The 21,434-nt window shown below is 46.4% G+C and carries 23 protein-coding genes; 6 read left to right on the top strand and 17 right to left on the bottom strand.

The genetic code is table 11. The features are described 5' to 3' along the window. Positions 1-35: 35 nt before the first annotated feature. From SAPGRDRAFT_RS14880 to panD, 3 genes are read right to left on the bottom strand one after another with little or no spacing between them, the layout of a single operon-like run. Positions 36-851, bottom strand: a complete 816-nt coding sequence (locus SAPGRDRAFT_RS14880; protein ID WP_002660071.1) for a TatD family hydrolase — start codon at positions 849-851, stop codon at positions 36-38. A gap of 7 nt (positions 852-858) precedes the next feature. Further along, a complete protein-coding gene (locus SAPGRDRAFT_RS14875) occupies positions 859-2,007 on the bottom strand; it encodes a lysylphosphatidylglycerol synthase transmembrane domain-containing protein (protein ID WP_002660070.1) in 1,149 nt (382 codons plus the stop codon). Between the two features lie 22 nt (positions 2,008-2,029). Beyond that, positions 2,030-2,377 carry an aspartate 1-decarboxylase gene (gene panD / locus SAPGRDRAFT_RS14870; RefSeq protein WP_002660069.1) on the bottom strand — a complete coding sequence of 116 codons (348 nt, stop codon included), beginning with the start codon at positions 2,375-2,377 and terminating at the stop codon, positions 2,030-2,032. Positions 2,378-2,881: 504 nt separating this feature from the next. On the opposite strand from panD, the gene SAPGRDRAFT_RS14860 reads away from it, so the two are divergent. Further along, positions 2,882-3,400, top strand: a complete 519-nt coding sequence (locus SAPGRDRAFT_RS14860; RefSeq protein WP_002660067.1) for an RNA polymerase sigma factor — start codon at positions 2,882-2,884, stop codon at positions 3,398-3,400. A gap of 4 nt (positions 3,401-3,404) precedes the next feature. Further along, positions 3,405-4,250 carry an anti-sigma factor gene (locus tag SAPGRDRAFT_RS14855; protein WP_002660066.1) on the top strand — a complete coding sequence of 282 codons (846 nt, stop codon included), beginning with the start codon at positions 3,405-3,407 and terminating at the stop codon, positions 4,248-4,250. Positions 4,251-4,479: 229 nt separating this feature from the next. Here the strand turns inward: SAPGRDRAFT_RS14855 and SAPGRDRAFT_RS14850 are convergent, their stop codons facing one another. The 11 genes from SAPGRDRAFT_RS14850 to SAPGRDRAFT_RS14800 form a co-directional block, all read right to left on the bottom strand. Then, entirely contained in the window at positions 4,480-5,445 is a 966-nt protein-coding gene (locus tag SAPGRDRAFT_RS14850) for a hypothetical protein (RefSeq protein WP_002660065.1), read from the bottom strand. Between the two features lie 71 nt (positions 5,446-5,516). Continuing rightward, positions 5,517-5,798 carry a type II toxin-antitoxin system RelE/ParE family toxin gene (locus tag SAPGRDRAFT_RS14845; RefSeq protein WP_002660064.1) on the bottom strand — a complete coding sequence of 94 codons (282 nt, stop codon included), beginning with the start codon at positions 5,796-5,798 and terminating at the stop codon, positions 5,517-5,519. Continuing rightward, positions 5,791-6,108, bottom strand: coding sequence for a hypothetical protein (locus tag SAPGRDRAFT_RS14840; RefSeq protein ID WP_253271339.1), 318 nt, complete (start codon positions 6,106-6,108; stop codon positions 5,791-5,793). Before SAPGRDRAFT_RS14840 ends, SAPGRDRAFT_RS14845 begins: the two co-directional genes overlap by 8 nt. A gap of 41 nt (positions 6,109-6,149) precedes the next feature. Beyond that, complete coding sequence (locus SAPGRDRAFT_RS14835) at positions 6,150-6,875, bottom strand: S24 family peptidase (RefSeq protein ID WP_002660062.1); 726 nt, start codon at positions 6,873-6,875, stop codon at positions 6,150-6,152. A 129-nt stretch (positions 6,876-7,004) separates the two neighbouring features. Further along, positions 7,005-8,288, bottom strand: a complete 1,284-nt coding sequence (gene eno / locus SAPGRDRAFT_RS14830) for a phosphopyruvate hydratase (protein WP_002660061.1) — start codon at positions 8,286-8,288, stop codon at positions 7,005-7,007. Between the two features lie 187 nt (positions 8,289-8,475). Continuing rightward, positions 8,476-9,477, bottom strand: coding sequence for a glycosyltransferase family 2 protein (locus tag SAPGRDRAFT_RS14825; RefSeq protein ID WP_002660060.1), 1,002 nt, complete (start codon positions 9,475-9,477; stop codon positions 8,476-8,478). Between the two features lie 17 nt (positions 9,478-9,494). Further along, positions 9,495-10,103 carry a DUF4199 domain-containing protein gene (locus tag SAPGRDRAFT_RS14820; RefSeq protein WP_253271338.1) on the bottom strand — a complete coding sequence of 203 codons (609 nt, stop codon included), beginning with the start codon at positions 10,101-10,103 and terminating at the stop codon, positions 9,495-9,497. Positions 10,104-10,108: 5 nt separating this feature from the next. Next, on the bottom strand, positions 10,109-10,615 hold the full coding sequence (locus SAPGRDRAFT_RS14815) for a DUF4199 domain-containing protein (protein WP_002660058.1): 507 nt from the start codon (positions 10,613-10,615) through the stop codon (positions 10,109-10,111). Position 10,616: 1 nt separating this feature from the next. Beyond that, on the bottom strand, positions 10,617-11,624 hold the full coding sequence (obgE, locus tag SAPGRDRAFT_RS14810; protein ID WP_002660057.1) for a GTPase ObgE: 1,008 nt from the start codon (positions 11,622-11,624) through the stop codon (positions 10,617-10,619). A 283-nt stretch (positions 11,625-11,907) separates the two neighbouring features. Beyond that, positions 11,908-12,708, bottom strand: coding sequence for a hypothetical protein (locus SAPGRDRAFT_RS14805; RefSeq protein ID WP_002660056.1), 801 nt, complete (start codon positions 12,706-12,708; stop codon positions 11,908-11,910). 235 nt (positions 12,709-12,943) lie between these two features. Beyond that, complete coding sequence (locus SAPGRDRAFT_RS14800) at positions 12,944-13,522, bottom strand: adenylate kinase (protein ID WP_002660055.1); 579 nt, start codon at positions 13,520-13,522, stop codon at positions 12,944-12,946. Positions 13,523-14,023: 501 nt separating this feature from the next. Between SAPGRDRAFT_RS14800 and SAPGRDRAFT_RS14795 the strand changes: the two genes are divergently transcribed. Further along, positions 14,024-14,998, top strand: a complete 975-nt coding sequence (locus SAPGRDRAFT_RS14795; RefSeq protein ID WP_002660054.1) for an NAD-dependent epimerase/dehydratase family protein — start codon at positions 14,024-14,026, stop codon at positions 14,996-14,998. 4 nt (positions 14,999-15,002) lie between these two features. Continuing rightward, positions 15,003-16,190, top strand: coding sequence for a glycine C-acetyltransferase (gene kbl / locus SAPGRDRAFT_RS14790; protein ID WP_002660053.1), 1,188 nt, complete (start codon positions 15,003-15,005; stop codon positions 16,188-16,190). 450 nt (positions 16,191-16,640) lie between these two features. Here kbl and SAPGRDRAFT_RS14780 read toward each other — a convergent pair whose 3' ends face one another. From SAPGRDRAFT_RS14780 to SAPGRDRAFT_RS14770, 3 genes are all read right to left on the bottom strand, one after another. After that, the gene (locus SAPGRDRAFT_RS14780) at positions 16,641-17,054 is read right to left on the bottom strand and encodes a DUF7793 family protein (protein WP_002660052.1); all 414 of its coding nucleotides are present in this window, start codon (positions 17,052-17,054) and stop codon (positions 16,641-16,643) included. Positions 17,055-17,062: 8 nt separating this feature from the next. Beyond that, positions 17,063-17,473 (bottom strand): DUF7793 family protein, encoded by a 411-nt coding sequence (locus SAPGRDRAFT_RS14775; RefSeq protein WP_002660051.1) that lies wholly within the window; start codon positions 17,471-17,473, stop codon positions 17,063-17,065. 382 nt (positions 17,474-17,855) lie between these two features. Next, positions 17,856-18,716: a DUF3298 and DUF4163 domain-containing protein gene (locus SAPGRDRAFT_RS14770; RefSeq protein ID WP_002660049.1), complete on the bottom strand. Its 861-nt coding sequence runs from the start codon at positions 18,714-18,716 to the stop codon at positions 17,856-17,858. A gap of 402 nt (positions 18,717-19,118) precedes the next feature. Between SAPGRDRAFT_RS14770 and rimO the strand changes: the two genes are divergently transcribed. Beyond that, entirely contained in the window at positions 19,119-20,444 is a 1,326-nt protein-coding gene (rimO, locus tag SAPGRDRAFT_RS14765; protein ID WP_002660047.1) for a 30S ribosomal protein S12 methylthiotransferase RimO, read from the top strand. A 113-nt stretch (positions 20,445-20,557) separates the two neighbouring features. Then, positions 20,558-21,409 (top strand): acetyl-CoA carboxylase, carboxyltransferase subunit beta, encoded by an 852-nt coding sequence (gene accD, locus SAPGRDRAFT_RS14760; protein ID WP_002660046.1) that lies wholly within the window; start codon positions 20,558-20,560, stop codon positions 21,407-21,409. The last annotated feature ends 25 nt before the right edge of the window (positions 21,410-21,434 follow it).

Genomic DNA, 21,434 nt, shown 5'->3' with positions numbered 1-21,434 from the left:
AGGGGGCTGTCGAGTTTTCGACAGCCCCCTTAGCTTTATTTTAAACTAAAGCTTTTTTTTTCCTCCAAAACAGAAAGATCAAATAGTGCTAAGCTATTGGCCTTTAGGGTTTGGGCCAATTCTTCTAATGAAATGCCTTTGATATCGGCCATTTTTTGGGCCACATACAAAAGATAGGCGCTTTCGTTGCGTTTGCCTCTTTTTGGGGTTGGACTGAGATAAGGCGCATCTGTTTCTATAACAATTTTAGAAAGCGGCAGATGCGGAATAAGTTGGTCCAAACCCGCTTTTTTAAAGGTAAGCACCCCACCAAAGCCAAGATAAAAGCCCAGCTCAATAATTTTTTGAGCCTGCTCTAAGGTTCCCGTAAAGCAATGAAAAACACCCCTTAATGGACCTTCTTCTTGCAGCTCTTCCACCAATTTAATCAAATCATCAATAGAATCTCGAGCATGGATGACTATGGGCAAATTGAGCTGCATGGCCCAACGCGACTGTCTGCGGAAGGCCTCTTTTTGTTCTTCTACAAACTCCATAGACCAATAATAATCCAATCCAATTTCGCCTACAGCCACAAAAGGACGCTTTTCTAGCCAGTTTTTTACTAAGGCCAACTCTTCCTCCATATTTTTGCCCACCGAGCAAGGATGTAAGCCCATCATGGCAAAACATTGCTGCGGATAAGCAGCTTCTAGCGCTAACATAGGCTCAATAGAACTGCTGTCTATATTGGGCAAGAAAATATGGCTTAAGCCCGCCTCAAAGGCCCGCTGCATCATTTCGCTGCGGTCCTCCTCAAATTTATCAGAGTATAAGTGTGCATGGCTATCAATGAGCCCTAAATTTTGCATCTTTTTATTATTTTTCTTTGGTCCAACTGGGCTGATAATTTTTGTTGAGCAAAGGCAACAACAGATAACCCAAAAGGCCAAAACCTATGTTACAAAATAGGTTGATGGTAAAAAAACAAATGTTGGAGAAGGCAAAAGCATCTGCTCGGCCAACACCATAAATAACGAGTCCGGCAGTAACGGCAATTTGGTAGGTGCCCATTCCACCAGGAGAGGGAATAACAATGCCAAAGGCGCCAAAAACAAAGACCAATAGCCCCGCCATTAGCCCTAAGTGAGCCGTGGGACCAAAAGCAAAGAAACAAAAGTAAGTCATCAGGAAGTACATCAACCAGATGACTACCGAATGAAACATAAACCAAAAGAGTTTTTGGCGGCGGAGCGAAAAGACGGTTTTGATGCCCGCCCAAAAATTGAGGGCCATTCCCCAGACCTTTTGCGCTAAAGGAAGCTGCAATAGTTGTTTGCGAAAGATAAAGCCTAGAATGAGGACCAAAACTCCCGCCAAGGCACCTGCCCCCAACAACCAAATCAACCAGCTGTTATCGCTAGCCTCTACCAAGGGCAATTCTTCTGCACAGATGAGCTCTGCCTTGGTTTTGCCCATTAAGAAATTGTAGAGCTGCTCAAATTGGAGTAAAAAGGTCAGGCCAATAATAGAAAGGAGCATGACCACATCCATAATACGGTCGGTTACAATGGTCCCTAAAAGTTTATCTAAGGGCAGCTTTTCATATTGGGCCAAAGTAGCCGGTTTGGCCAGCTCGCCAGCTCTAGGCAGGGCCAAATTGACCAAATAGCCGACCATAGTGGCCCAAAAGGCATTATACCATTTGATGTTGTAGCGCCCATCTTCTAGCTGCCCTATTAGGAGTTTCCAGCGCAAAGCCCGACTAACATTACTCAGCATAAAGGCTAAGCAGACCAAAAACAGCCAAAAGGGCGAGCTACTCCCAAAATCAACAATCAGCTTATCGAGTAAGCTATTGTGCTCACATTTGCCCTCGCAATCATAGTCTAGCTTAAAGGCACATTCGGCCTGATAGGCCGCTTCTTGATTGCTATAAACAAAGTATAGAATAGTTAGGCCCACGGCCAGAAATAGAATGAATTGGAGAAAGGTTTTGAGGGGAGAATTCTTCTTCGTTTCGGCCATAAAGCAATACTAAGTTAAGGGGTTAGGGTAGGCGGTTACCTTCTTTGGGCATAATGGTGGTAGGTACAAAACTAACTGACTCTTCAGGCGTCATGTAGGCGTAGGCAATAATAATTACCACATCGCCAGCTTGGACCAAACGGGCCGCTGCACCATTCAGACAGATTACACCAGAATTAGCCTCGCCCTTAATCACATAAGTTTCTAATCGAGCACCATTATTATTATTAACAATTTGCACCCGTTCGCCCTCCAAGATGTTGGCGGCTTTCATTAGGCTTTCGTCAATCGTAATGCTCCCTACATAATTGAGGTTAGCTTCGGTCACCGTAGCCCGGTGAATTTTAGATTTAAATCGCTGTATCAGCATAATCTTCAAGTCGTTGATTCTTCTTAAATTAAGCGGCTAGGCGCTTTTGAAGGGGCAAAATTACGAAACTTTATTGGCAGGAATAAAGAAATTCTTCAATTTAAACTGTTCTTCTGTTTTTGGGCCAGTTTTTTTGCGTCTAGCAGGCGGCAAAGCCGCCGCAAAGGAGCGCAGCGACGCGGCTGAGGGATGGGCAGCAGTGGCCGAAGGCCAGACCAAGCCAGCAAAGCTGGCGCAGGGCCGAGCGAACAGCGAGCTGCGAGACAGCCCGACCCAAGGCCGCAGGCCGCAGGGGCAGCCCCAAATAATCATCTACTTTATTAGCCTAAATGCTCTTTTTACTTCTTTTTATTTTCCCTAGAACCTTCATTCAAAAAAAATGTTTCGCCTCTAAATGCTTACATTTAAGGACCAGCTACCTTCTTAAAAGCAGAAGAACAAAGCTCCCCCTTTCGATTTCCTCATCTACATCCAAATCTTTTGTCTACAAATACTAGCTATAATATGAAACAAGACCGCCTAATACTAGGCCTCAAGAAAGGGGATAAGGCGGCAATGGAGCTTCTTTATGAGCGCTATTCGGGCATTTTATATGGGACAATTCTCAAAATTGTAAAATCTGAACCCCTTGCACAAGACGTATTGCAAGAGGTAATTGTCAAGGTTTGGCAAAACATTGACCGCTACGATGCCCAAAAGGGCCGTTTGCTCAGTTGGATGCTGCGAATTGCTCGAAATCGCTCCATAGATGTCTATCGCTCCAATGCCTATAAACATCAATATCATAAGACCAATAGCCTAGAACAGGGCGTTGAAATTGGGAAAACGGAATTGAATGTGAATACAATTGGCCTGAAAGAAATTGTCAAACAACTGCCCGAAGATTACCGAAAGGTAATTGAGTTGGCGTATTTTGGCGGCTATACGCAGGTAGAAATTGCCGAAGAATTAAACATCCCGCTGGGCACCGTGAAAAGCAGACTGCGCATTGGGCTTCGCGAATTGAGAAAACTAGTAAACTAAGCGCGTGGATATCCAAAAATATATAGCATCTGGCATTCTGGAAGAGTATGCACTGGGCCTCACTTCTGAAGAGGAGAATCTAGAAATAGAGGGGCTTTTAGCAGAATATCCGCAGCTTCGCCAAGAGCTAAACAGCATAGAAGAAGGCCTAGAACTTTTGGCCGCAGCCGAAAGCACGCCTCCTCCTCCCGAACTTAAACAACAAATTTTAAATCAATTGCCGCCAAAAGGACCGCCGGCTGTCGATCAACAACCAACCCCCAGGCCTAAGGCAAATACCACCAGCCTCGCTCCCTCATCGCCCTTTCATTGGATGATGCAATTGCCCTGGTTGCTCTCTTTGGGCCTGTCTATGGGCCTTGGCCTTTCGGCTTGTATGTATTTTACTCAAAAAACCAATAATGAGGAACTGCTGGGCCAATTGGAAGAACAAAAAAATCAACAACTGGGCTTAACAAAGAATATCGATAGCCTAAATGCACTGCTTTTGGCCTGCGAGGAGGAACGACATATTCTCAGTCAGCCCGCCCTAGAACGCCTAGAACTGCCCGGCACAGAGGGCCATCCCGATAAACGAGCTACGATTTTCTGGAACCCGCAGGCCCAACAAACTTATTTGCTGGCTGGCCAATTACCCAAACTTCCCAATAATCAATCTTATCAACTTTGGGCGATCGTCAAGGGCAAACCTATAGACTTGGGCGTTTTGCCCAATGAAGCCAAAAAAGGTAGCATCCTGCCCATGAAGTCCGTGCTGCAACCACAGGCTTTTGCCATCACTATTGAGCCCAAAGGCGGTAGCCCCTCGCCTACCCTAGAAGCTATGGTGACTATGGCGCCGGTAGGATAATTCTCTTTTTTGGGGCGTTACTCCTTACAGTCGTCGAACTGCGGCTTACAGCCTTGTTGTCCGCCTGCGGCGGGCGGTTACTCCCTTCGGTCATCGAACTGCGGCCTAAAGGCCTTGTTGTCGTTTCGCAGCTCGCAGGTCTGCTCGGCCCTGCGCCGCTTTCAGCGGCTGGGTCTGGCCTAACGGCCACTGCTGCACATCGCTAGGCCATAAAAAAAACAAAAAAGCCCTAAAAGAGCGATTGCAAAGCGGGCTCAGCCTGCCCATAACTCACCATTTTTACCTCTAACGGACAGTTGATAAATTTTGCTTTGGCCTCGGCAATAGCCGCTAAGACCCAAGGCAAAGGGTTTCCAAAAACTCCTGCACCCAAAAGGGTCAGGTACAGACGGGGATTTCCATGCTTTTGCCAATTTTCTAGGGCCAAATAAAAGCTCATCTCATAACTAGCCGATAAAATTAGTTGGGCCAAGGGCTGCCAATCTTCTTGGGCCAAAGCAGAGTAGGCAATGGGCAAGGCCGAGGCATAAATCTGACTTTGGCGCTTTTTTTCGCTGCTCAAAGTAACCTCCGCCCGCCACTGTACCCCTACTCTCAATTTTCCTTTAAGCGCCTCCTTTTCGGCAGCAGATAATTGGGCCAGTTGCTCGTTAATTTTGAGCAAGCTTGCCTTTTCCATAAACAAATAGCCATTTTGATATTGATAATCTTCACAATTTAGGGCTGCCAACAGCTCCTCCAGCATATTGAGCTGCAAGTCTGAGGATTGGCCCAACTGCTGGCCAATAGGGACAAAATAATTGCGGTAAACCGTTCCCGCCCCACAAGCAATAGCCGCAGCAGGGCCCTGCGTACGGTCATACTCATAAATGCCAATACCATCTTCTGGCCGCAGACTAGGGCGGGCCATTTCTAGTAAATTAAACTGAGAAGCCACTTGAAAAAGGCCATCGGCTTCCTCTTTTATATGCAATTGCTGTACATCTCCCACTAATTCAGACAACTTTAGTGGGCCAGGGCTAGCGCAAGGCTGCGCCCGAGCTCGTAAATCGGCCAAGCTAGGGCATGCTAAACGGCCCCAAGCATAGCGTTTTCCATTCACTAGAGACTCCAAATACTCTCCATCTAGGCGAAAATTGGCCCTTGTTTGGGCAGGGTTTTGCTCGGCAAAGCCAAATAGTTGTTCAAACCACATATTTCTTTATTTAAGCTCCCTTAAGGTACAAAAAAAGCCTCCTAAGCGGAGGCTAAAACCTATTGAGCAACTTAATAGTCCCAGTCAGAACGATTGTTAATCAATAATACAATTCTTATTTGCTCCTTATCTCGCTGAAAGATAAGCGCATTATATTTATCTAAAACACACTTTTCTAAGCCCAGCTGTTTAGAAGCTGGGTACTTTACAAGGCCTGTAGCTAATTGGTCTTCAATTTTAAATACCTTTTCCTGAAACTTGAGTGCCGTTGATTCTCCAAAATGATCATACAAATAATTCAGCTGCTCAAAATATTGATTTCTAGCGGTTGAGCTCCAAATAACATCAATCATTTGCTTGCTTTTTTTTGGCCTCGAAAAAAGCCTTAGAGCTTGCTCGTAGATCTACCGAATGGACTTGCTCTCCCTGCAGCAATTCTTTTTGACTTTTAACCAATAAATCAAGCTGTTCTGCCGTCAATTCTTTTGCCCAATCTTCTTTATTTTGCTCCTCTACGCTAGCCACTAGATTCAAGTTTTCTAATAAAAGACGTAGCAAATTTTCTTTTCCTTCTACTGCTTGCACAATAAACGCCATATTCTTAGTTTTAAATGAGTTCTTTTTAAAAGCTTTGGCCCTTAAAATAAGTTCAATAGTTTGCATTTTTATCAAAAAAGCCTCCTAAGCGGAGGCTAGAGACGAACTTATAAGCTAGAGAGTTTGCGTTCTACTTTGAGTAGTTTGCGCAGCTCAGACAAATCGATATAAAAAGGGTCATGCTCCAAATGGTTGTCTGAAATGAGTTTGAGCTGCTTGAGCTGACTCTTTTCATAAATTTTTTGCACTCTTTTTACCTGTACGGCATTTTGAAGGACCAAGGCATAAACCTCATTATCCTGAATGTATTCAAAGCTTTCGATGGGGCGGCAAATCACCATATCTCCAGCGGCAATAGTAGGGCTCATAGAGTTCCCACTAATGTAAAAGGCGACATAATCTTGGCCCCTTAGGCCTGGAATAGAAAACCATTGGTTTTCCTCTCGCAAATCTACATCAATGGCAGAAGAGGCCAGGGCTTCGATATTGGAGAATAGAATATTGCCTCTTTGTCCCCCCACAAACTGGGCATTTCCCGTTAGGGAGCGTTCATGGGCCTTTTCAAAAATGGGCCCTTCTCCAAACAGTAAATAGGCCTCATTGAGGCCATAAATTTGGGCAAACTTTTGCGCTTGTTCAAAGCTAATTTGCCGCTTATCCTGCAAAAACTGGTTGAGCAGACTGCCGTAACGTCGGTCGCCAAATAGCTGCTCGGCCAAAGCCGAAAAGCCTTTCTCCCGATGTCGCCGCACAATCTGCTCGTTCTGCTCCAAGAGGGCAAAGACCTCTTTAAAGCGCTGATGGAGCGCGTCCCGCCCTTTTTCTTCCTGCATAGGCTGCTGATTTTTGGTAATTAAGAAATAAACCTACAGCCCTTTTTTACGCAAAAACAAACGATTTGTTTCAATTTAATAAAAAAAGCCCCCTAGTGGAGGCTTTTAAAACAACGATTTGTTTTACAGTTAAAATTTCAGGGCAGCACGGCCTAGATAATCGGCCTGTTCGCCTAATTCCTCCTCAATGCGGAGCAGTTGGTTATATTTAGCGACACGGTCTGAGCGAGAAGCCGAACCGGTTTTAATTTGGCCTGTGGCTAGGGCTACGGCCAAGTCGGCAATAGTGGTATCTTCTGTTTCTCCAGAGCGGTGGCTAATTACGGCGGTATAGCCTTGGCGTTGAGCCATGCGGATAGCGTCTAGGGTTTCGGTAAGCGTACCAATTTGGTTCACCTTAATGAGGATCGAGTTGGCGCAACCTTCTACAATTCCTCGAGCAAGGCGTTCGGTATTGGTCACAAACAAATCGTCGCCCACCAATTGGACCATATGGCCTAGGCGTTCGGTCAGTAATTGCCAGCCCTCCCAATCATCTTCAAAGAGGCCATCTTCAATAGAGGCGATAGGATATTTTTCTACCCATTCGGCCCAGAAATCGACCATTTCTTCGGTGGTCAATTTTTGTCCTGTAGATTGGTGGAAGTGGTAAACGCCTTCTTCTTCAATATAGAACTCAGAGGCGGCGGCATCTAGGGCGATAAAGAAATCGCGGCCGGGCTCGTAGCCGGCGGCATAAATGGCCTCCAAGACGATTTCGATAGCTTCTTCGTTGGAGCCTAGGTTGGGGGCAAAGCCACCCTCATCGCCTACATTAGTAGAATGGCCTTTGGCCTTAAGGACCTTTTTGAGTTGGTGGAACACCTCGGTTCCCATGCGTAGGGCTTCGGCAAAGTTAGTTGCGCCAACGGGCATCACCATAAACTCTTGGATATCGATTGAGTTATCGGCATGAGAACCTCCATTGAGGATATTCATCATGGGAACGGGCATTTGGTCTGCGCCAAGGCCGCCGATATAGCGATAAAGCGGCAAGCCAGATTCTTGAGCGCCAGCGCGGGCCACGGCCAAAGAAACGCCTAAAATGGCATTGGCGCCTAGGCGGCTTTTGTTGGGCGTACCGTCTAGGGCGATCAAGATTTCGTCAATGGCTTTTTGCTCAAAAACATTGAAGCCGAGGAGGGCTTCTGTAATTGGGCCTCTAATATTTTGGCAGGCCTGCTGCACCCCCTTGCCCATATAGCGGTCGGGGTCTTGGTCGCGTAATTCAACGGCTTCATGCTTACCGGTAGAAGCACCGGAGGGAACCATTGCACGGCCCACAATGCCGTTGGTTGTAACCACCTCTACCTCTACAGTAGGGTTTCCTCTAGAATCGAGCAATTCGCGGGCGAAAATATCCTGAATAAGCATATATCTGTATTTTATAAATTGAATAAGTAGGGATTATGGTTATACTAAAGTGCGGAGCTGGTCCAAATGGCCTAGCGATGTGCAAGGGGGCGGCGAAGCCGCAGACCAAGGCCGTCAGGCCGCAGGGCCGAGCAGACCTGCGAGCCCTGAAGCGTAGCGCCGCAAGGCGAAGCCGCAGCGGAGGCCCCTAATCATCATCATCGTCCTCCTTTTTCTTCTTTTTAATTTGGAGGTATTCCCAGATGGCGTATTGGTTTCGGTTAGGGGCTGAGCGGGCGACTAATTCGGCCAAAAAGCCTGTGAGGAAGAGTTGGCTACCGAGGATAACCGAGAGAATGCCCAGATAAAAAATGGGGCGGTCGGTCATGCCATATTCCGAATAGAGCAGCTTGACGATGCTAAGATAGGCCAAAATGAGGAAGCCGATAAAGAAGGAAAGCAGGCCCATGGTCCCAAAAAAGTGCATAGGTTTTTTGCTAAATCGGCTAATAAAGATGATGGAAAGCAGGTCGAGGGGGCCGTTAATAAAGCGGTTCATGCCAAATTTGGTCACTCCATGTTTTCGGGGGTAATGTCGGACCACTTTTTCGCCAATTTTATCGAATCCAGAAGCCTTGGCGATAACGGGAATATAGCGGTGCATTTCGCCATAGACCTCTACGGTTTTGACCACATCATTTCGGTAGGCTTTGAGGCCACAATTCATATCATTGAGGTGGATACCGCTCATCAGGCGGGTCACCCCATTATAGATTTTGGTTGGGATTGTTTTGGAGAGTGGGTCGTAGCGTTTTTTCTTCCAGCCCGAGACCAAATCGAAGCGATCTTCTACGATCATTTTGTAGAGTTCGGGCAGTTCGTCGGGAGAATCTTGTAGGTCGGCGTCCATAGTAACCACCACCTCGCCTTGGGCATATTGGAAGCCCGTATTGAGGGCGGCGGATTTGCCATAATTTCGGCGGAAGCGCAGGCCTCGGATGCAGGCCTGTTCTTGGGCCAGTTGTTGGATGACCGACCAGGAAGAATCGCTACTTCCATCATCGATAAAGATAATTTCGTAGCTCAATTTATGTTCTTGCAGGACCGTACGAATCCAGGAGGCCAATTCGGCCAGTGATTCTTCCTCATTGAGGAGGGGGATCACAATAGAGAGATGGTAGGGATATTGGACCTTCTTTGAAGATAGCATAAGCGTTAAGTTTAGGGCTATTCTTTTTTAGACATCGACATATAGGCGATGGGGAGGCTAACGAGTAGGCCCCAGACGAGGCTATAAATTAGGTTGATTACGGCTTGGCCAGAAACGGTAAAGAAATAGGCGGTACCTTCCATATGTTTTTCCAAGCCTTTTTGGACAATCAGGCTATCTTGGGTCGTTAGCGCCCTGCTCGTTTGCTCCTCCTCTAATTCGGCATTGATATTTTTGTATTGGGTTTGGTACATTTGTACTTCTCGGTTTCTTTGGTAGAAGGCCTCATACTCTTGGAGATAATTGGGAGCAATTTGGCCATAAAACAAAAAAGCGGAGATCAGCATCCAGAGGCCCAAAACGGAGGAAGCCATTAGGCCAGCAGAATAGGCTTTTAGGAAAGAGAGGCCGCTGGGGTAACGCAGGCGCAGGGCCATGATGGTCCAGATAATTGCGGTAATTACGGCAATTCTATAGACCCAGTTAATCCAGTCGCCCAGGCCCATTCCGGCCCAATACATGAGGGTAATTCCAACAAAATAGCCCAGTCCAGTTAGGGAGCCCAAATAGGCGGCTTGTTTGGCAATTTGGCCCCAGTTCAATACATTTTTGGTCATTGTTTCCATAGCATTTAATAATCAGGGCGATCGCGGCGCATCAGAAAGGCCGTAATTGCCGAGAGAACAAACCCCAGGATGACTTCTAGCATAATGCCCAAATCAAAAAGCCTTGGTCCAAAATACTCTTTTTTATAGGCTTCTAGTCGCCCATTAAAAATTTCTTGAGGTTCTTCGGCGGGTTTGTGCTCAATAAAAATTTCTATTGCCTTTTGCTTAGAGAGCTCCAGCAAATCGGGATCTATGTACACAAAAAGAAGGTAAATAAAAATTGTCTTGATCACATAGGCATAGACAAAGGTTTGAAAAGCGGGTCGTAGGGCCTCATAAAAACCAATAAATTGGTCTTCTTTGGCCGAGCGCTCTTGGGCCACCGCAACAAAGCAAGCCGCCCAGATAACCAACCAACTTAGCTTTTCGTAGCCCTCCAACAAATAATTTTTGTCGGTTACATACAAAACGGCTAAGGCCGCAGAGGAAATAAACCCTCCTAGCAAACCGTATAGCTGTGATTTTTTCATACTACTCCTCAATACTAATATTCATAATTTGCCACAACTTGTCTTTTAGTTCTTGCAGGCCTTTTTGGGCTACGGAAGAAATAAAGAGCGTTTCTAAATCTTCAGGCAATTCCGCAGAAATCCATTCTTTGAGTTCCTCGTCTAATAAATCAGACTTAGAGATGGCCAAAAGGCGAGGCTTATCGAGCAATTCTGGATTATAGCTTTTGAGTTCATTGAGCAAAATCCGATACTCCTCCTTCACGTCTTCAGCATCGCCTGGGATCATAAACAACAGCACCGCATTACGCTCAATATGACGCAAGAATCGGTGGCCAATGCCCTTGCCTTTATGTGCATCCTCAATAATTCCAGGAATATCAGCCATCACAAAAGAGCGGTTATCTCGATATGAGACCACCCCGAGGTTGGGCACCAAAGTAGTAAATGGATAGTTGGCAATTTTGGGTTTGGCTGCAGAAAGCACCGACAAAAGGGTCGATTTTCCAGCATTCGGAAAGCCTACCAAGCCTACATCGGCCAAAACCTTGAGCTCTAGAATTTTCCAAGATTCTCGACCTTCTCCAGCTGGAGAGGCATACTGCGGCGTTTGGTTGGTAGCCGAGCGGTAGTGCCAGTTGCCCTTTCCGCCATGCCCTCCAGCCAGCAAAATATAGATCTGTCCATCTTCTGTGATTTCCGTCTCAATTTCGCCAGTTTCGGCATCCTTGACAATGGTCCCCAAAGGCACTTCTAAAATAATATCTTCTCCATTGGCGCCAGAAGAACGGCTACCGCTACCGGGCTGCCCTGCCGAAGCAATCACATGCTTCATATACTTGAGTGGCAACAAGGTCCAAAGTTGCTTGTTCCCCTTCAAAATAATATGGCCACCACGGCCACCATCGCCACCATCGGGTCCTCCTTTAGAGGTCAATTTATCCCGATAAAAGTGTACAGAACCATTGCCCCCAGCACCTGAGCGGCAATGCATTTTTACATGATCTATAAAGTTTGGACTATCTGCCATTGTTCTTTTTTAATTTTCTTTTTTTTGGGGGCCTCCGCCTCGCTGCGCTCGTCGGCGCTACGTTTCGGGGCTCGCTGCTCGCTCGGCCCTGCGGCCTGACGGCCTTGGTCTGCGGCTGCGCCGCCCCCCTACACATCGCTAGGCCAAAAGGGCCCGGCCATTTTCTTGCTGCAAAACTACTAAAAAGCCCTTACTTTTTTTAGCATAAAGCCATTGGGCCAAAAAGGAAAGCGCCTGAGCTGAACGGCTCAGGCGCTTTTGTCTATCTAATAGCCCCTATTCACTATTCTCCAAATTCAGAGAAAGCATAAGTTTGGCACTCCTTTTTAAGAGGGCCAGCTAACCAGTTAGGGTCTACAATCAACTCATAAATAGCCGTTTCTGTACCTTCGGTATTATCAGTTGGTCCCTGAATCAGTTGGGCGCCAAAGACCACACCATAGGCGTCATCTCCAAAACTACCAAAATCAAAGGGCTCATTGCTTGGCAAGGCTGTTTTTTCTGACTCCTTGAGTTTTTCAAAATAAGTCACAAAAGGACCTGCCAATTCGTAATCGCCAATTTTGCCTTCTGCTGCAGTAGCATCTAATAATGCTCGAACAGCAAAGGGGTAAAGGTCGCCATAGCGGCCTGTATCATCAGCGGTAAATAATGGGTCTTCCCCATTGCCTTCCACTTCAAACTGAATGCGCAAAGCCTCTTTGGGCTTAACGCGATCGGGGCGAGCGCCGCCCATAATATTGGTTAGATACCAATAGCCTGAGGCATTTTCGGTGGCTTCTGCGGGCAGGGCTTGGAAACCCTTTTCCTGGATGGTTTTCCAGTGGTCATCGGCGAGCAATTGCATCAAACGTTCAAACTCGTCTTGGTCCGAGCGTTTGGCAAAGGTCTGAATATTTTGGACCAGCAATTCAAAGTCTTCTGTGTCGAAGGCATCGCGCACATATTTTTCCACCATCTCGTAGACAACATTGTCTTCTGCGGTTTCGAATAATCGGAGGACAGCTGCATTGGCGTCAATAAAATGTGAGGGGCCAGGCATTTCTATCCGGTCTTCTGCCAAGAGGGACAGGCGGTAGTACATAAGTTTAAAAATCTTAAGGTATGGGTGTTAAATGATACTTCTTAATGAGGTGAAGCAAAAAACGCTTTGCTAAAGTACTCATAAAATGAGTGAATGGGAACAGCAGGCAGTACCACTTCCGTCCCAAAAATCTAAAACAGACAAGCCCGCAGTTTGTTGCTGGGGCTTGCCTGTTAGTTCAAAGTTGCAAAACTTTGCGCTAAACCGTTTACTAAAAAACAAAAAACTTTGGATTTTATACCAAAACAGCGTCAATTTTAGTGCAAAGACGCTCAAAAATTTCTTCAATGCTCCCCATACCGGCTACTTTTTGGGTTTTTTCTTGGCCCGCATAATAGTCCGCTACTGGAGTAGTTTGTGCTTTATAGGTAGCAATTCGGTTTTGGATAATGCTTTCGTTTTGGTCATCGCTACGGCCAGATTCTTTTCCTCTAGCAAGCAGACGTTTGACAATTTCGGCCTCTTCTACCTCTAAAGATAGGAGTTGGCTTACCGCTGTACCTTTTTGAGTTAACAACTCATCTAGGACTTCGGCTTGCGCTACAGTACGAGGAAAGCCATCAAAGATAACGCCTTTGGCCTCGGGATGCTCCCCCATTTTTTTGGCCAACATGTTAATGGTCACCTGATCTGGAACCAAGGCGCCTCTATCAATATAAGACTTGGCCTCTAGCCCTAAGGGCGTTTCATTTTTAATTTCTGAGCGAAAGAGATCTCCCGTAGAAATATGCAAAAGACCATAGCGTTCTACCAATTTTGCAGCTTGGGTGCCTTTTCCGCTGCCAGGAGGGCCAAATAAAATGAGATTTAGCATAATATTTTTGCGTAAAATATAGGTAAAGATGTTTTTCCCCTCAAAGATAAGGCTTTCCCGCTAATTAACCCCCTAAAAGTATAAGTTGTTCTATATAAGGCCCTAAGCAACTGCCTTTTAGCTATATACAAAAATATATATCTTCAAAAAGGGCATTTAACAAAAAAATATTCTTTGATTTTTAGGCTTTAAGCTTTGCTAAAAAAGCAATAATTTGAGCCCAAGCTCTATTTTGCGCTTTTAGAGCCTGGGCAGATAGCCGGGCGCCATTTGGCCTAGCGATGTGGAGCAGTGCGGCGCAGCCGCAGACCCAGGCGGCAAAGCCGCCGCAGGGCCGAGCAGGCTTGCGAGCTGTGCAAGGTAGCGCCTGCCGCAGGCAGGAGGCCCCAAAACAGCAGCAAGCTGCGCAAGGACAACAAGAACTTTAGTTCGCCGTTCGACGACCGAAGGGAGTAACGCCCCAAAACCTTATTATTTCAAACCAGCTACTATATAACAACTATGGGCAAAGAAGTGATTTTAATTACTGGAGCCAATGGCCAAATTGGAAGCGTACTGGCCGAAGAACTACGCCAAATTTATGGCATAGCCAACGTCATTTGCTCCGATTTACAGGCTCCTCGACAAACGATTATTGGGCATTTTGAACAACTCAATGTGCTAGATGCCAAACGCATGGGCCAAATTGTCGAAAAGTACAAGGTGAGCCAGATTTACCACCTAGCCGCCCTGCTTTCTGCTAAGGGAGAAGAAAACCCGATGCTCACCTGGAATGTAAATATGCAGGGCTTTCTCCATGTGCTGCAAGTGGCCCAAAATACAGGGATTCGCAAAATTTTTCACCCCAGCTCTATTGCGGTTTTTGGCGGACGCACCCCCAAGCAGAATACCCCGCAATTCCCCCCCCTTGAACCTTCTACGATGTATGGCATTACGAAGAAGGTGGGTGAAGATTTGGCCAATTACTATTTTGATAAGTTCCAAATCGATGTGCGAGGGATTCGCTACCCCGGCCTGATTAGCTATCAATCTATGCCCGGCGGTGGAACCACCGACTATGCCGTGGATATTTTCCATAAGGCCGTTAATGGCGAACATTTCGACTGCTTTTTGCGGGCCGATAGCAAACTGCCTATGATGTATATGCCCGATGCCATTCGGGCCACTTTGGAACTGATGGAGGCCCCAGTAGACCAACTGTCTATCCATTATGCCTATAATGTACAGGCCATGAGCTTTACCCCCGCCGAAATTGCCGCCGAAATTCAATTGCATATTCCCGATTTTAGTATTAGCTATACCCCCGATTTTCGCCAAGCTATTGCCGACTCTTGGATCGAGAATATTGATGATAGCCTAGCCCGCCAAGATTGGGGCTGGCAAGAAGAATACGACCTGAGCAGCATGACCAAAGATATGATTGAACAGCTGCAAAAGCGCAAGAAACCGAATTATAACGAGACTCAATTCCTATAAATTTATGTACGATAATGTAAAATCTGGCTTTGAAGCCGAAATCCAAGACATTAAAGAGGCTGGCCTTTGGAAAAGCGAGCGGATTATTGATAGTGTGCAAGCTGCCCAAATCCATACGCAAGAGGCTGGCGATGTGCTCAACTTCTGCGCCAACAACTACCTTGGCCTTTCCTCGCATCCCGCGCTCATTCAGGCCGCTAAAGATGCTATCGATCAACGGGGCTATGGTCTTTCTTCGGTTCGTTTTATTTGTGGCACCCAAGATATTCACCGCGAATTGGAGCAAAAAATTGCCGAATTTCTAGGCACGGAAGATAGCATCCTCTATGCCGCTGCCTTTGATGCCAACGGAGGCCTTTTTGAGCCCCTTTTGGGCAAGGAAGACGCCATCATTTCCGATCAACTCAACCACGCCTCTATTATTGATGGCATTCGCCTTTGTAAGGCCCAGCGTTTCCGCTACCTACACAATAATATGGAGGAGCTAGAAAAGCAGTTGCAGGCCGCCGCCAATTGCCGCCGCAAACTGATTGTTACCGATGGCTCTTTTTCTATGGATGGCACCATTGCGCAGCTAGACAAAATTTGCGACCTAGCCGATAAATACGGCGCTATGGTTATGATTGACGAATGCCATTCTACAGGCTTTTTGGGCAAAACTGGCCGTGGAACCCATGAATACCGCAACGTTATGGGCCGTGTAGATATCATTACGGGCACTTTGGGCAAGGCCTTGGGTGGTGCTTCTGGTGGATTTACCGCCGCTCGCAAAGAAATTGTGGATCTTTTGCGCCAGCGCTCTCGCCCATACCTCTTTTCTAATACGGTGGCTCCTTCTATCGTTGGCGCTTCTATTAAGGCCCTCGATTTATTGATGGAATCTACGGAATTGAGAGACCGCCTAGAGGAAAATACTCGCTTTTTCCGTGAAGAAATGAGCAAGGCCGGCTTTGATATCATTCCTGGCGACCACCCTATTGTGCCGATTATGCTTTATGATGCTGTTTTGGCCCAAAAAATGGCCAGCCAACTTCTAGAAGAAGGCATTTATGTGATCGGGTTTTTCTATCCCGTGGTGCCCAAAGACAAAGCCCGCATTCGGGTGCAATTGTCGGCGGGGCACAGCCAAGAGCAACTAGAAAAAGCCATTGCCGCCTTTACCAAAGTGGGCAAAGCCCTAGAGGTCATCTAATGGCTAATGGCTATTGGGGGAAAGGTCCAGAACTGCTGTTTTGGGCCTTTTTCTTTTGGGGCCTGCCGCCTTCGGCGGCCGGGCTGTGCACTGGCTCGCTGTTCGCTCGGCCCATCGCTTTTTCGCTCTGCTCAAAAGCTCGGTCTGGCCTGCGGCCACCAGTTACCATCCCTAGGCCTGCGGGCCTTTGGCCCTGCAAAACCTAAATATTTGGTCCAATTGCGAAGGGCGCGAAGCGCCCGCCAAAGGCGCGCAGCGCCTCGGCTGAGGGATGGATAGCAGGGCCGCTGAAGGCGGCAGACCCAAGGCCTTTTTTGCGAAGCAAAAAGGCCTGCAGGGCCGAGCAGACTTGCGAGCTGCGACACAGCCCGACCCGCAGGCCCGGAGGGCCGAAGGGGCAGCCCCAAAACCTCTACTTTATAATCGCATTATTTTTTTAGTTTATTTGGCTTAAACGATTCTGCTGGGGAGTTGGAGCAGCCAGTGTACGGCTTGTTCTTCTTGGCCAAACAGTTTTACATTATGATTATTTGCGCCTACGCTCATGACAAAATTGCCGATCATTCGGGAGAGGAAATTGGGGGTGACCAAAGCCGTGCCCAAGATATAGGGCGCATAACTTTTCATTTGTTCGCTTTTGAGAAAATCTCTTTCTGCTTTGCCCATTTTTTGGCTGCCGCTAAAGTCCGTGAGCATCCGCAACGCTTGTTTTCTTTCAATAGCGATAGTCTTGATAAACTCAAAGTTAGCAATCATCAGATCAAGCTGAATGGGTTGAGGGTTGGTGGTTACGGTATGTATAACCCCGTCTTTTCGGAGGTAATAAATGGTTGGGCCAACTTGGCCAAGTTCCTTCAAGTTCATAACTGCCTTTATAATTGGTCTAGCCATTTAACGGCCTTGGGGACCGCCATAAATATTTTGACGGGATATTTATTTGGTCCTTTTTTGCTAATACCGACCATAAAATTGCCAATAAGAGTAGACAATCGGCTATTGGTGAGTAGGGCCACGGCCTCTATATATTGCCCGTAATTATCATTGGGATAACTACTTTTGATGAGGGCCTTGGCTTCTTTATCGAGCTTATTTGCCTGCGTAAAATTGATGAGGAGTTTGATGGGTTCCTTCTTTTCAGAAGCAATCTTTTTAATAAACTCAAAATTGGCGATAAACACCTCTTTGGTCACCACAGTGGACTCAAAGCTTTCAGTATAAATGATACCATCGGGACGTTGGAAGTAGTGCGTGGGGCCGGCTACTCCGATTTTTTCAAGTTGCATAATGTTGGGATTGGGGAAATGGAGAAAATCTTTAATGAAGGAGTGGCTTCTGATGGCCTACTGATAGAAAGTTTTGGCCATTTTCATCTAGTTTCCTTATAATCTCAAGTTAAGATAGTTTTTTTCATGCGAAAAATTGCGCTGAAATTGTCTCTTTTTAAGGGTTTAGGCCATTATTTTAGAGTGATAGTTTAAGTTCCTCCAATATATGTTCTGGCTGTTTATAGCGCTGGCTGTGCAACTGCCAATGGTAGCAGACTGCCAGCATATTGTTCATATATAGGGTTCTGTTTAGTGTCAAACATTTACTTTGTTCTTTGTCATAAAAAAACGCAAACTATTCAAAATGAACTAGTTTGCGCAAAAAAATGATGTAAAACATCTATAAAACAGCCTCTTGCTTTAAAATTGGCAAGATGGCCTGATAAGGCAACTCAAATTCTATGGTCCCCATAGAATAAGGTGCAATGTCATAAGGATTAAAGCAAAAAGCAATGCCCGTTTCCCCCAAGGCAAAGTTCCTGGGCAATAAAAAACGGCCTGAAGGAAACTCATAATCGGTCTCTCCCATTGGCTTATCTGCCGGAATCTCCCGAGCCATCCGAAAATATCGCTCGGCGGTCTGCAATAGTTCTTGCTGATAACCCGCTACAAAGATGTCTTCTAATGCCAACAACTTGGCCGTTTTTAAGTCAAAGTTAAAGTAACGAGTATAGCTGTTCGGATGCGCCCCCCCCGTAAAGTTGGCCTCATGCAATTGCAAAGATAAAATCCGATTGCTGTTCAAAACGACCTTGATCTCTACCTCGCAGGTCCAACGATTAGGCAAAACTAACTGCTTTTTCATCTCCTCCTTGGCCATCTCATACTCCCGTATAAATGCATCCAATCGCTGCTGCAAATTATCATACGCTATCTCCCCCGCATCATTGAGCAACATAATCTCATAAATTACCGCATTGATGCTGTCTTTCACTTCCGTAGCCTTAAAATCCGTAATCTTCGGATAACTCAAACGAATCTGCGTCACCTGTGCCTCCTCCCCAAAGGGCTCTACCTCTCTGGCCAAAACAACCTGCTCATACGCAGCCGTATCTCCAGAAGACTGCAAGCGAAAACCTGGCCCAGCCGCCCTTGAGCCCGCTACAGTAGCCCTGGTATCCACTACCGCCGCCGGCTGATCAGACTGACAAGCCACAAATAAAAGACAAAACAAGCAACAACTTCCTAATAAATATCGCATATATATGGTATTAAATGTATAATCTTCTTTTGGGGCCTCCGCCTCGCTATGCTCGTCGGCGGTTACTCCCTCTGGTCGTCGAACTGCGCCCCCAAGGGCTTGTTGTCGTTTCGGGGCTCGCAGCTCTGCTCGGCCCTTCAGCGCTGTGCGCCTCGGTCTGGCCCAAAGGCCACCCCTGCACATCGCTAGGCCTGCGGGCCTGCAAAACGCAAAAAATAAAAGCCATGCATAATAATAAATACGATCCCCTAACCTTAAAAAAACTTCTAGCCACTAAAGTTCCCCAAAAAGAGCCCCGCAAAAATGCCTAAAAGTTGGCCAACAAAGGCAATTTTCGTTCAACTTCTTTATCTTTGCGCCTAGCCTAATTATAATTAGGGCCAAAAATTAGAACGAAAGAGAATGAAAACCAAAAAGATAGGAAAGGATAAGGTCAATGTGATCACCATGGGTTGCTCCAAAAATATGGTCGACTCCGAAATCCTTATGCACCAACTCCGCGTCAATGATTTTGATGTCAGCCACGATAGCGAAGAAGATGACTCAGATATTATTATTATCAATACTTGCGGCTTTATCGATAAAGCCAAAGAGGAATCGATCAATGCTATCCTTGCCTATGCCGACGAAAAAGCAGAGGGCAATATCGAAAAGCTATACGTAACTGGCTGCCTCTCCGAACGCTATAAAGAGGACCTCCAAAGAGAAATCCCAGAAGTAGACGCCTTTTTTGGTACCCTCGAACTACCCGCCCTACTCGAAAAACTAGAGGCCGATTATCGCCAAGATCTATTAGGCGAACGCATGCTCATGACGCCCCCGCATTATGCCTATGTCAAAATCTCGGAAGGCTGTAACCGTACTTGCTCTTTCTGTGCGATCCCCCTCATGCGTGGCAAACACATTTCTAAACCTATCGAGGATTTGGTCCAAGAGGTAAAAGGCTTGGTCAAAAATGGCGTGAAGGAAATTATGCTGATCGCCCAAGAACTGACCTACTATGGCCTTGATATCTATAAAGAACGACGCCTAGCCCAACTCCTACAAGCCCTCAATGATATTGATGGCCTAGAGTGGATCCGCCTGCATTATGCCTACCCCTCTAAGTTTCCCAGCGATGTTTTTGACGCTATCCGAGAATTACCCAAAGTCTGTAATTATCTGGATATGCCCCTGCAACATATCAATACAGAGGTGCTCAAAAGAATGCGCCGCCAAATCGATCGCCAAGGAACCAAAGAGGTCATTGAAGAAGCCCGCCGCCGAGTGCCCGGCATTGCCATACGTACCACTTTTCTGGTTGGATTCCCTGGCGAGACCGAAGAAGAGTTTGAAGACCTACTCGCCTTTATCGAAGAAATGCGCTTCGAAAGAGTGGGCGCTTTCCAATACTCTCATGAAGAAAACACCCTGGCCCACCAACTAGAAGACGATATTAGCCCTGAAGTGAAAACCGAACGCGCCAACCGCCTTATGCAGGCCCAACAAGCCATCTCCTTTGAACTGAACCAAGAAAAAATTGGCCAAAAACTCAAAGTACTGGTAGACCGCATAGAAGGAGGCTACTTTGTGGCCCGTAGCGAGTTCGACTCTCCCGAAGTAGATAATGAGGTCCTTATCGAAATGCAAGAAAATGACTACCTTCGCCTTGGCGACTTTGCCTGGGTAGAAATTACTGATGCTACCGAATATGACCTCTTCGCAAAGATTATCCCCAAAGAAAAATAAAATAAGCCTTCCCCCAAGCTGTTGTTTAGGGGAAGGCTTCTCCTTTTGCATCCCAAAGATGCACCACAGATCATCCAAAACCATCGGCCCGACCGAAGAAAAATGAATTGCCTATGAGTTGGTTTAAAAGAGACAATAAAGGTATTACTACCTCTACCCGAGAAAAGAAAGAAGCCCCAGAAGGTATTTGGCACCAATGCGGAAAATGCCAACACCGGGTTACCGTAAAAGACCTTAGAGAAAATCTCTATGTTTGCCCTAGCTGTAATCATCATGAACGCCTAGGCTCTGGTGCCTACTTTGAGCTCTTCTTTGATGATGGAAAATACAAGGAATTATTTGACAATATTGCCGCTGTAGATTCTATCAACTTTGTAGACCTTAAACCCTATAGCGAACGCCTAGAGGCCGCCCGCAAAAAAACAGGCCTAGTCGATGCCCTTAGCGTAGCCAAAGGAAAGGTCCAAAAAAATGACCTGGTTATTGCCGCTATGGATTTCTCTTTTATCGGAGGTTCTATGGGCGCCGTAACCGGAGAAAAAATTGCCAAGGCAATTGACTACTGTATCAAACACCGCTGCGCCTTCATGATTATCTCTAAGTCTGGTGGCGCCCGCATGATGGAATCAGCCTTCTCCCTTATGCAAATGGCCAAGGTATCAGCCAAACTTACCCAATTAGCCGATGCCCGCCTGCCTTACCTTTCTTTTATGACTGACCCCACCACCGGAGGCGTTACCGCTTCTTTTGCTATGTTGGGCGACTTTAACTTCTCGGAACCCAATGCCCTGATTGGCTTTGCTGGCCCCCGTATTGTCAAAGAAACAATTAAGGTAAAGGAATTGCCCGAAGGTTTCCAAAGAGCAGAGTCTCTTCTCCATAATGGCTTCCTCGATTTTATTGTGGAACGCAAGGATCTTAAAGATAAGGTGGGCGATATCCTCACGCTCTTTAAAAAAATCTAATTGCTTGGCGAGAAGATGATGTAAA

The organism is Saprospira grandis DSM 2844, assembly GCF_000275825.1.
GTDB classification, from domain to species: Bacteria; Bacteroidota; Bacteroidia; order Chitinophagales; family Saprospiraceae; genus Saprospira; species Saprospira grandis_A.
Note: the sequence above shows the minus strand (reverse complement) of the source record. Positions and strands in the feature narration are given on the sequence as shown.

What these genes read in the sequence shown, in the direction of transcription:
- SAPGRDRAFT_RS14880 (WP_002660071.1), bottom strand. Translation starts at nt 851, where the DNA reads ATGCAAAATTTAGGGCTCATTGATAGCCATGCACACTTATACTCTGAT.
- SAPGRDRAFT_RS14875 (WP_002660070.1), bottom strand. Translation starts at nt 2,007, where the DNA reads ATGGCCGAAACGAAGAAGAATTCTCCCCTCAAAACCTTTCTCCAATTC.
- panD (WP_002660069.1), bottom strand. Translation starts at nt 2,377, where the DNA reads ATGCTGATACAGCGATTTAAATCTAAAATTCACCGGGCTACGGTGACC.
- SAPGRDRAFT_RS14860 (WP_002660067.1), top strand. Translation starts at nt 2,882, where the DNA reads ATGAAACAAGACCGCCTAATACTAGGCCTCAAGAAAGGGGATAAGGCG.
- SAPGRDRAFT_RS14850 (WP_002660065.1), bottom strand. Translation starts at nt 5,445, where the DNA reads ATGTGGTTTGAACAACTATTTGGCTTTGCCGAGCAAAACCCTGCCCAA.
- SAPGRDRAFT_RS14845 (WP_002660064.1), bottom strand. Translation starts at nt 5,798, where the DNA reads ATGATTGATGTTATTTGGAGCTCAACCGCTAGAAATCAATATTTTGAG.
- SAPGRDRAFT_RS14840 (WP_253271339.1), bottom strand. Translation starts at nt 6,108, where the DNA reads ATGCAAACTATTGAACTTATTTTAAGGGCCAAAGCTTTTAAAAAGAAC.
- SAPGRDRAFT_RS14835 (WP_002660062.1), bottom strand. Translation starts at nt 6,875, where the DNA reads ATGCAGGAAGAAAAAGGGCGGGACGCGCTCCATCAGCGCTTTAAAGAG.
- eno (WP_002660061.1), bottom strand. Translation starts at nt 8,288, where the DNA reads ATGCTTATTCAGGATATTTTCGCCCGCGAATTGCTCGATTCTAGAGGA.
- SAPGRDRAFT_RS14825 (WP_002660060.1), bottom strand. Translation starts at nt 9,477, where the DNA reads ATGCTATCTTCAAAGAAGGTCCAATATCCCTACCATCTCTCTATTGTG.
- SAPGRDRAFT_RS14820 (WP_253271338.1), bottom strand. Translation starts at nt 10,103, where the DNA reads ATGGAAACAATGACCAAAAATGTATTGAACTGGGGCCAAATTGCCAAA.
- SAPGRDRAFT_RS14815 (WP_002660058.1), bottom strand. Translation starts at nt 10,615, where the DNA reads ATGAAAAAATCACAGCTATACGGTTTGCTAGGAGGGTTTATTTCCTCT.
- obgE (WP_002660057.1), bottom strand. Translation starts at nt 11,624, where the DNA reads ATGGCAGATAGTCCAAACTTTATAGATCATGTAAAAATGCATTGCCGC.
- SAPGRDRAFT_RS14805 (WP_002660056.1), bottom strand. Translation starts at nt 12,708, where the DNA reads ATGTACTACCGCCTGTCCCTCTTGGCAGAAGACCGGATAGAAATGCCT.
- SAPGRDRAFT_RS14800 (WP_002660055.1), bottom strand. Translation starts at nt 13,522, where the DNA reads ATGCTAAATCTCATTTTATTTGGCCCTCCTGGCAGCGGAAAAGGCACC.
- SAPGRDRAFT_RS14795 (WP_002660054.1), top strand. Translation starts at nt 14,024, where the DNA reads ATGGGCAAAGAAGTGATTTTAATTACTGGAGCCAATGGCCAAATTGGA.
- kbl (WP_002660053.1), top strand. Translation starts at nt 15,003, where the DNA reads ATGTACGATAATGTAAAATCTGGCTTTGAAGCCGAAATCCAAGACATT.
- SAPGRDRAFT_RS14780 (WP_002660052.1), bottom strand. Translation starts at nt 17,054, where the DNA reads ATGAACTTGAAGGAACTTGGCCAAGTTGGCCCAACCATTTATTACCTC.
- SAPGRDRAFT_RS14775 (WP_002660051.1), bottom strand. Translation starts at nt 17,473, where the DNA reads ATGCAACTTGAAAAAATCGGAGTAGCCGGCCCCACGCACTACTTCCAA.
- SAPGRDRAFT_RS14770 (WP_002660049.1), bottom strand. Translation starts at nt 18,716, where the DNA reads ATGCGATATTTATTAGGAAGTTGTTGCTTGTTTTGTCTTTTATTTGTG.
- rimO (WP_002660047.1), top strand. Translation starts at nt 19,119, where the DNA reads ATGAAAACCAAAAAGATAGGAAAGGATAAGGTCAATGTGATCACCATG.
- accD (WP_002660046.1), top strand. Translation starts at nt 20,558, where the DNA reads ATGAGTTGGTTTAAAAGAGACAATAAAGGTATTACTACCTCTACCCGA.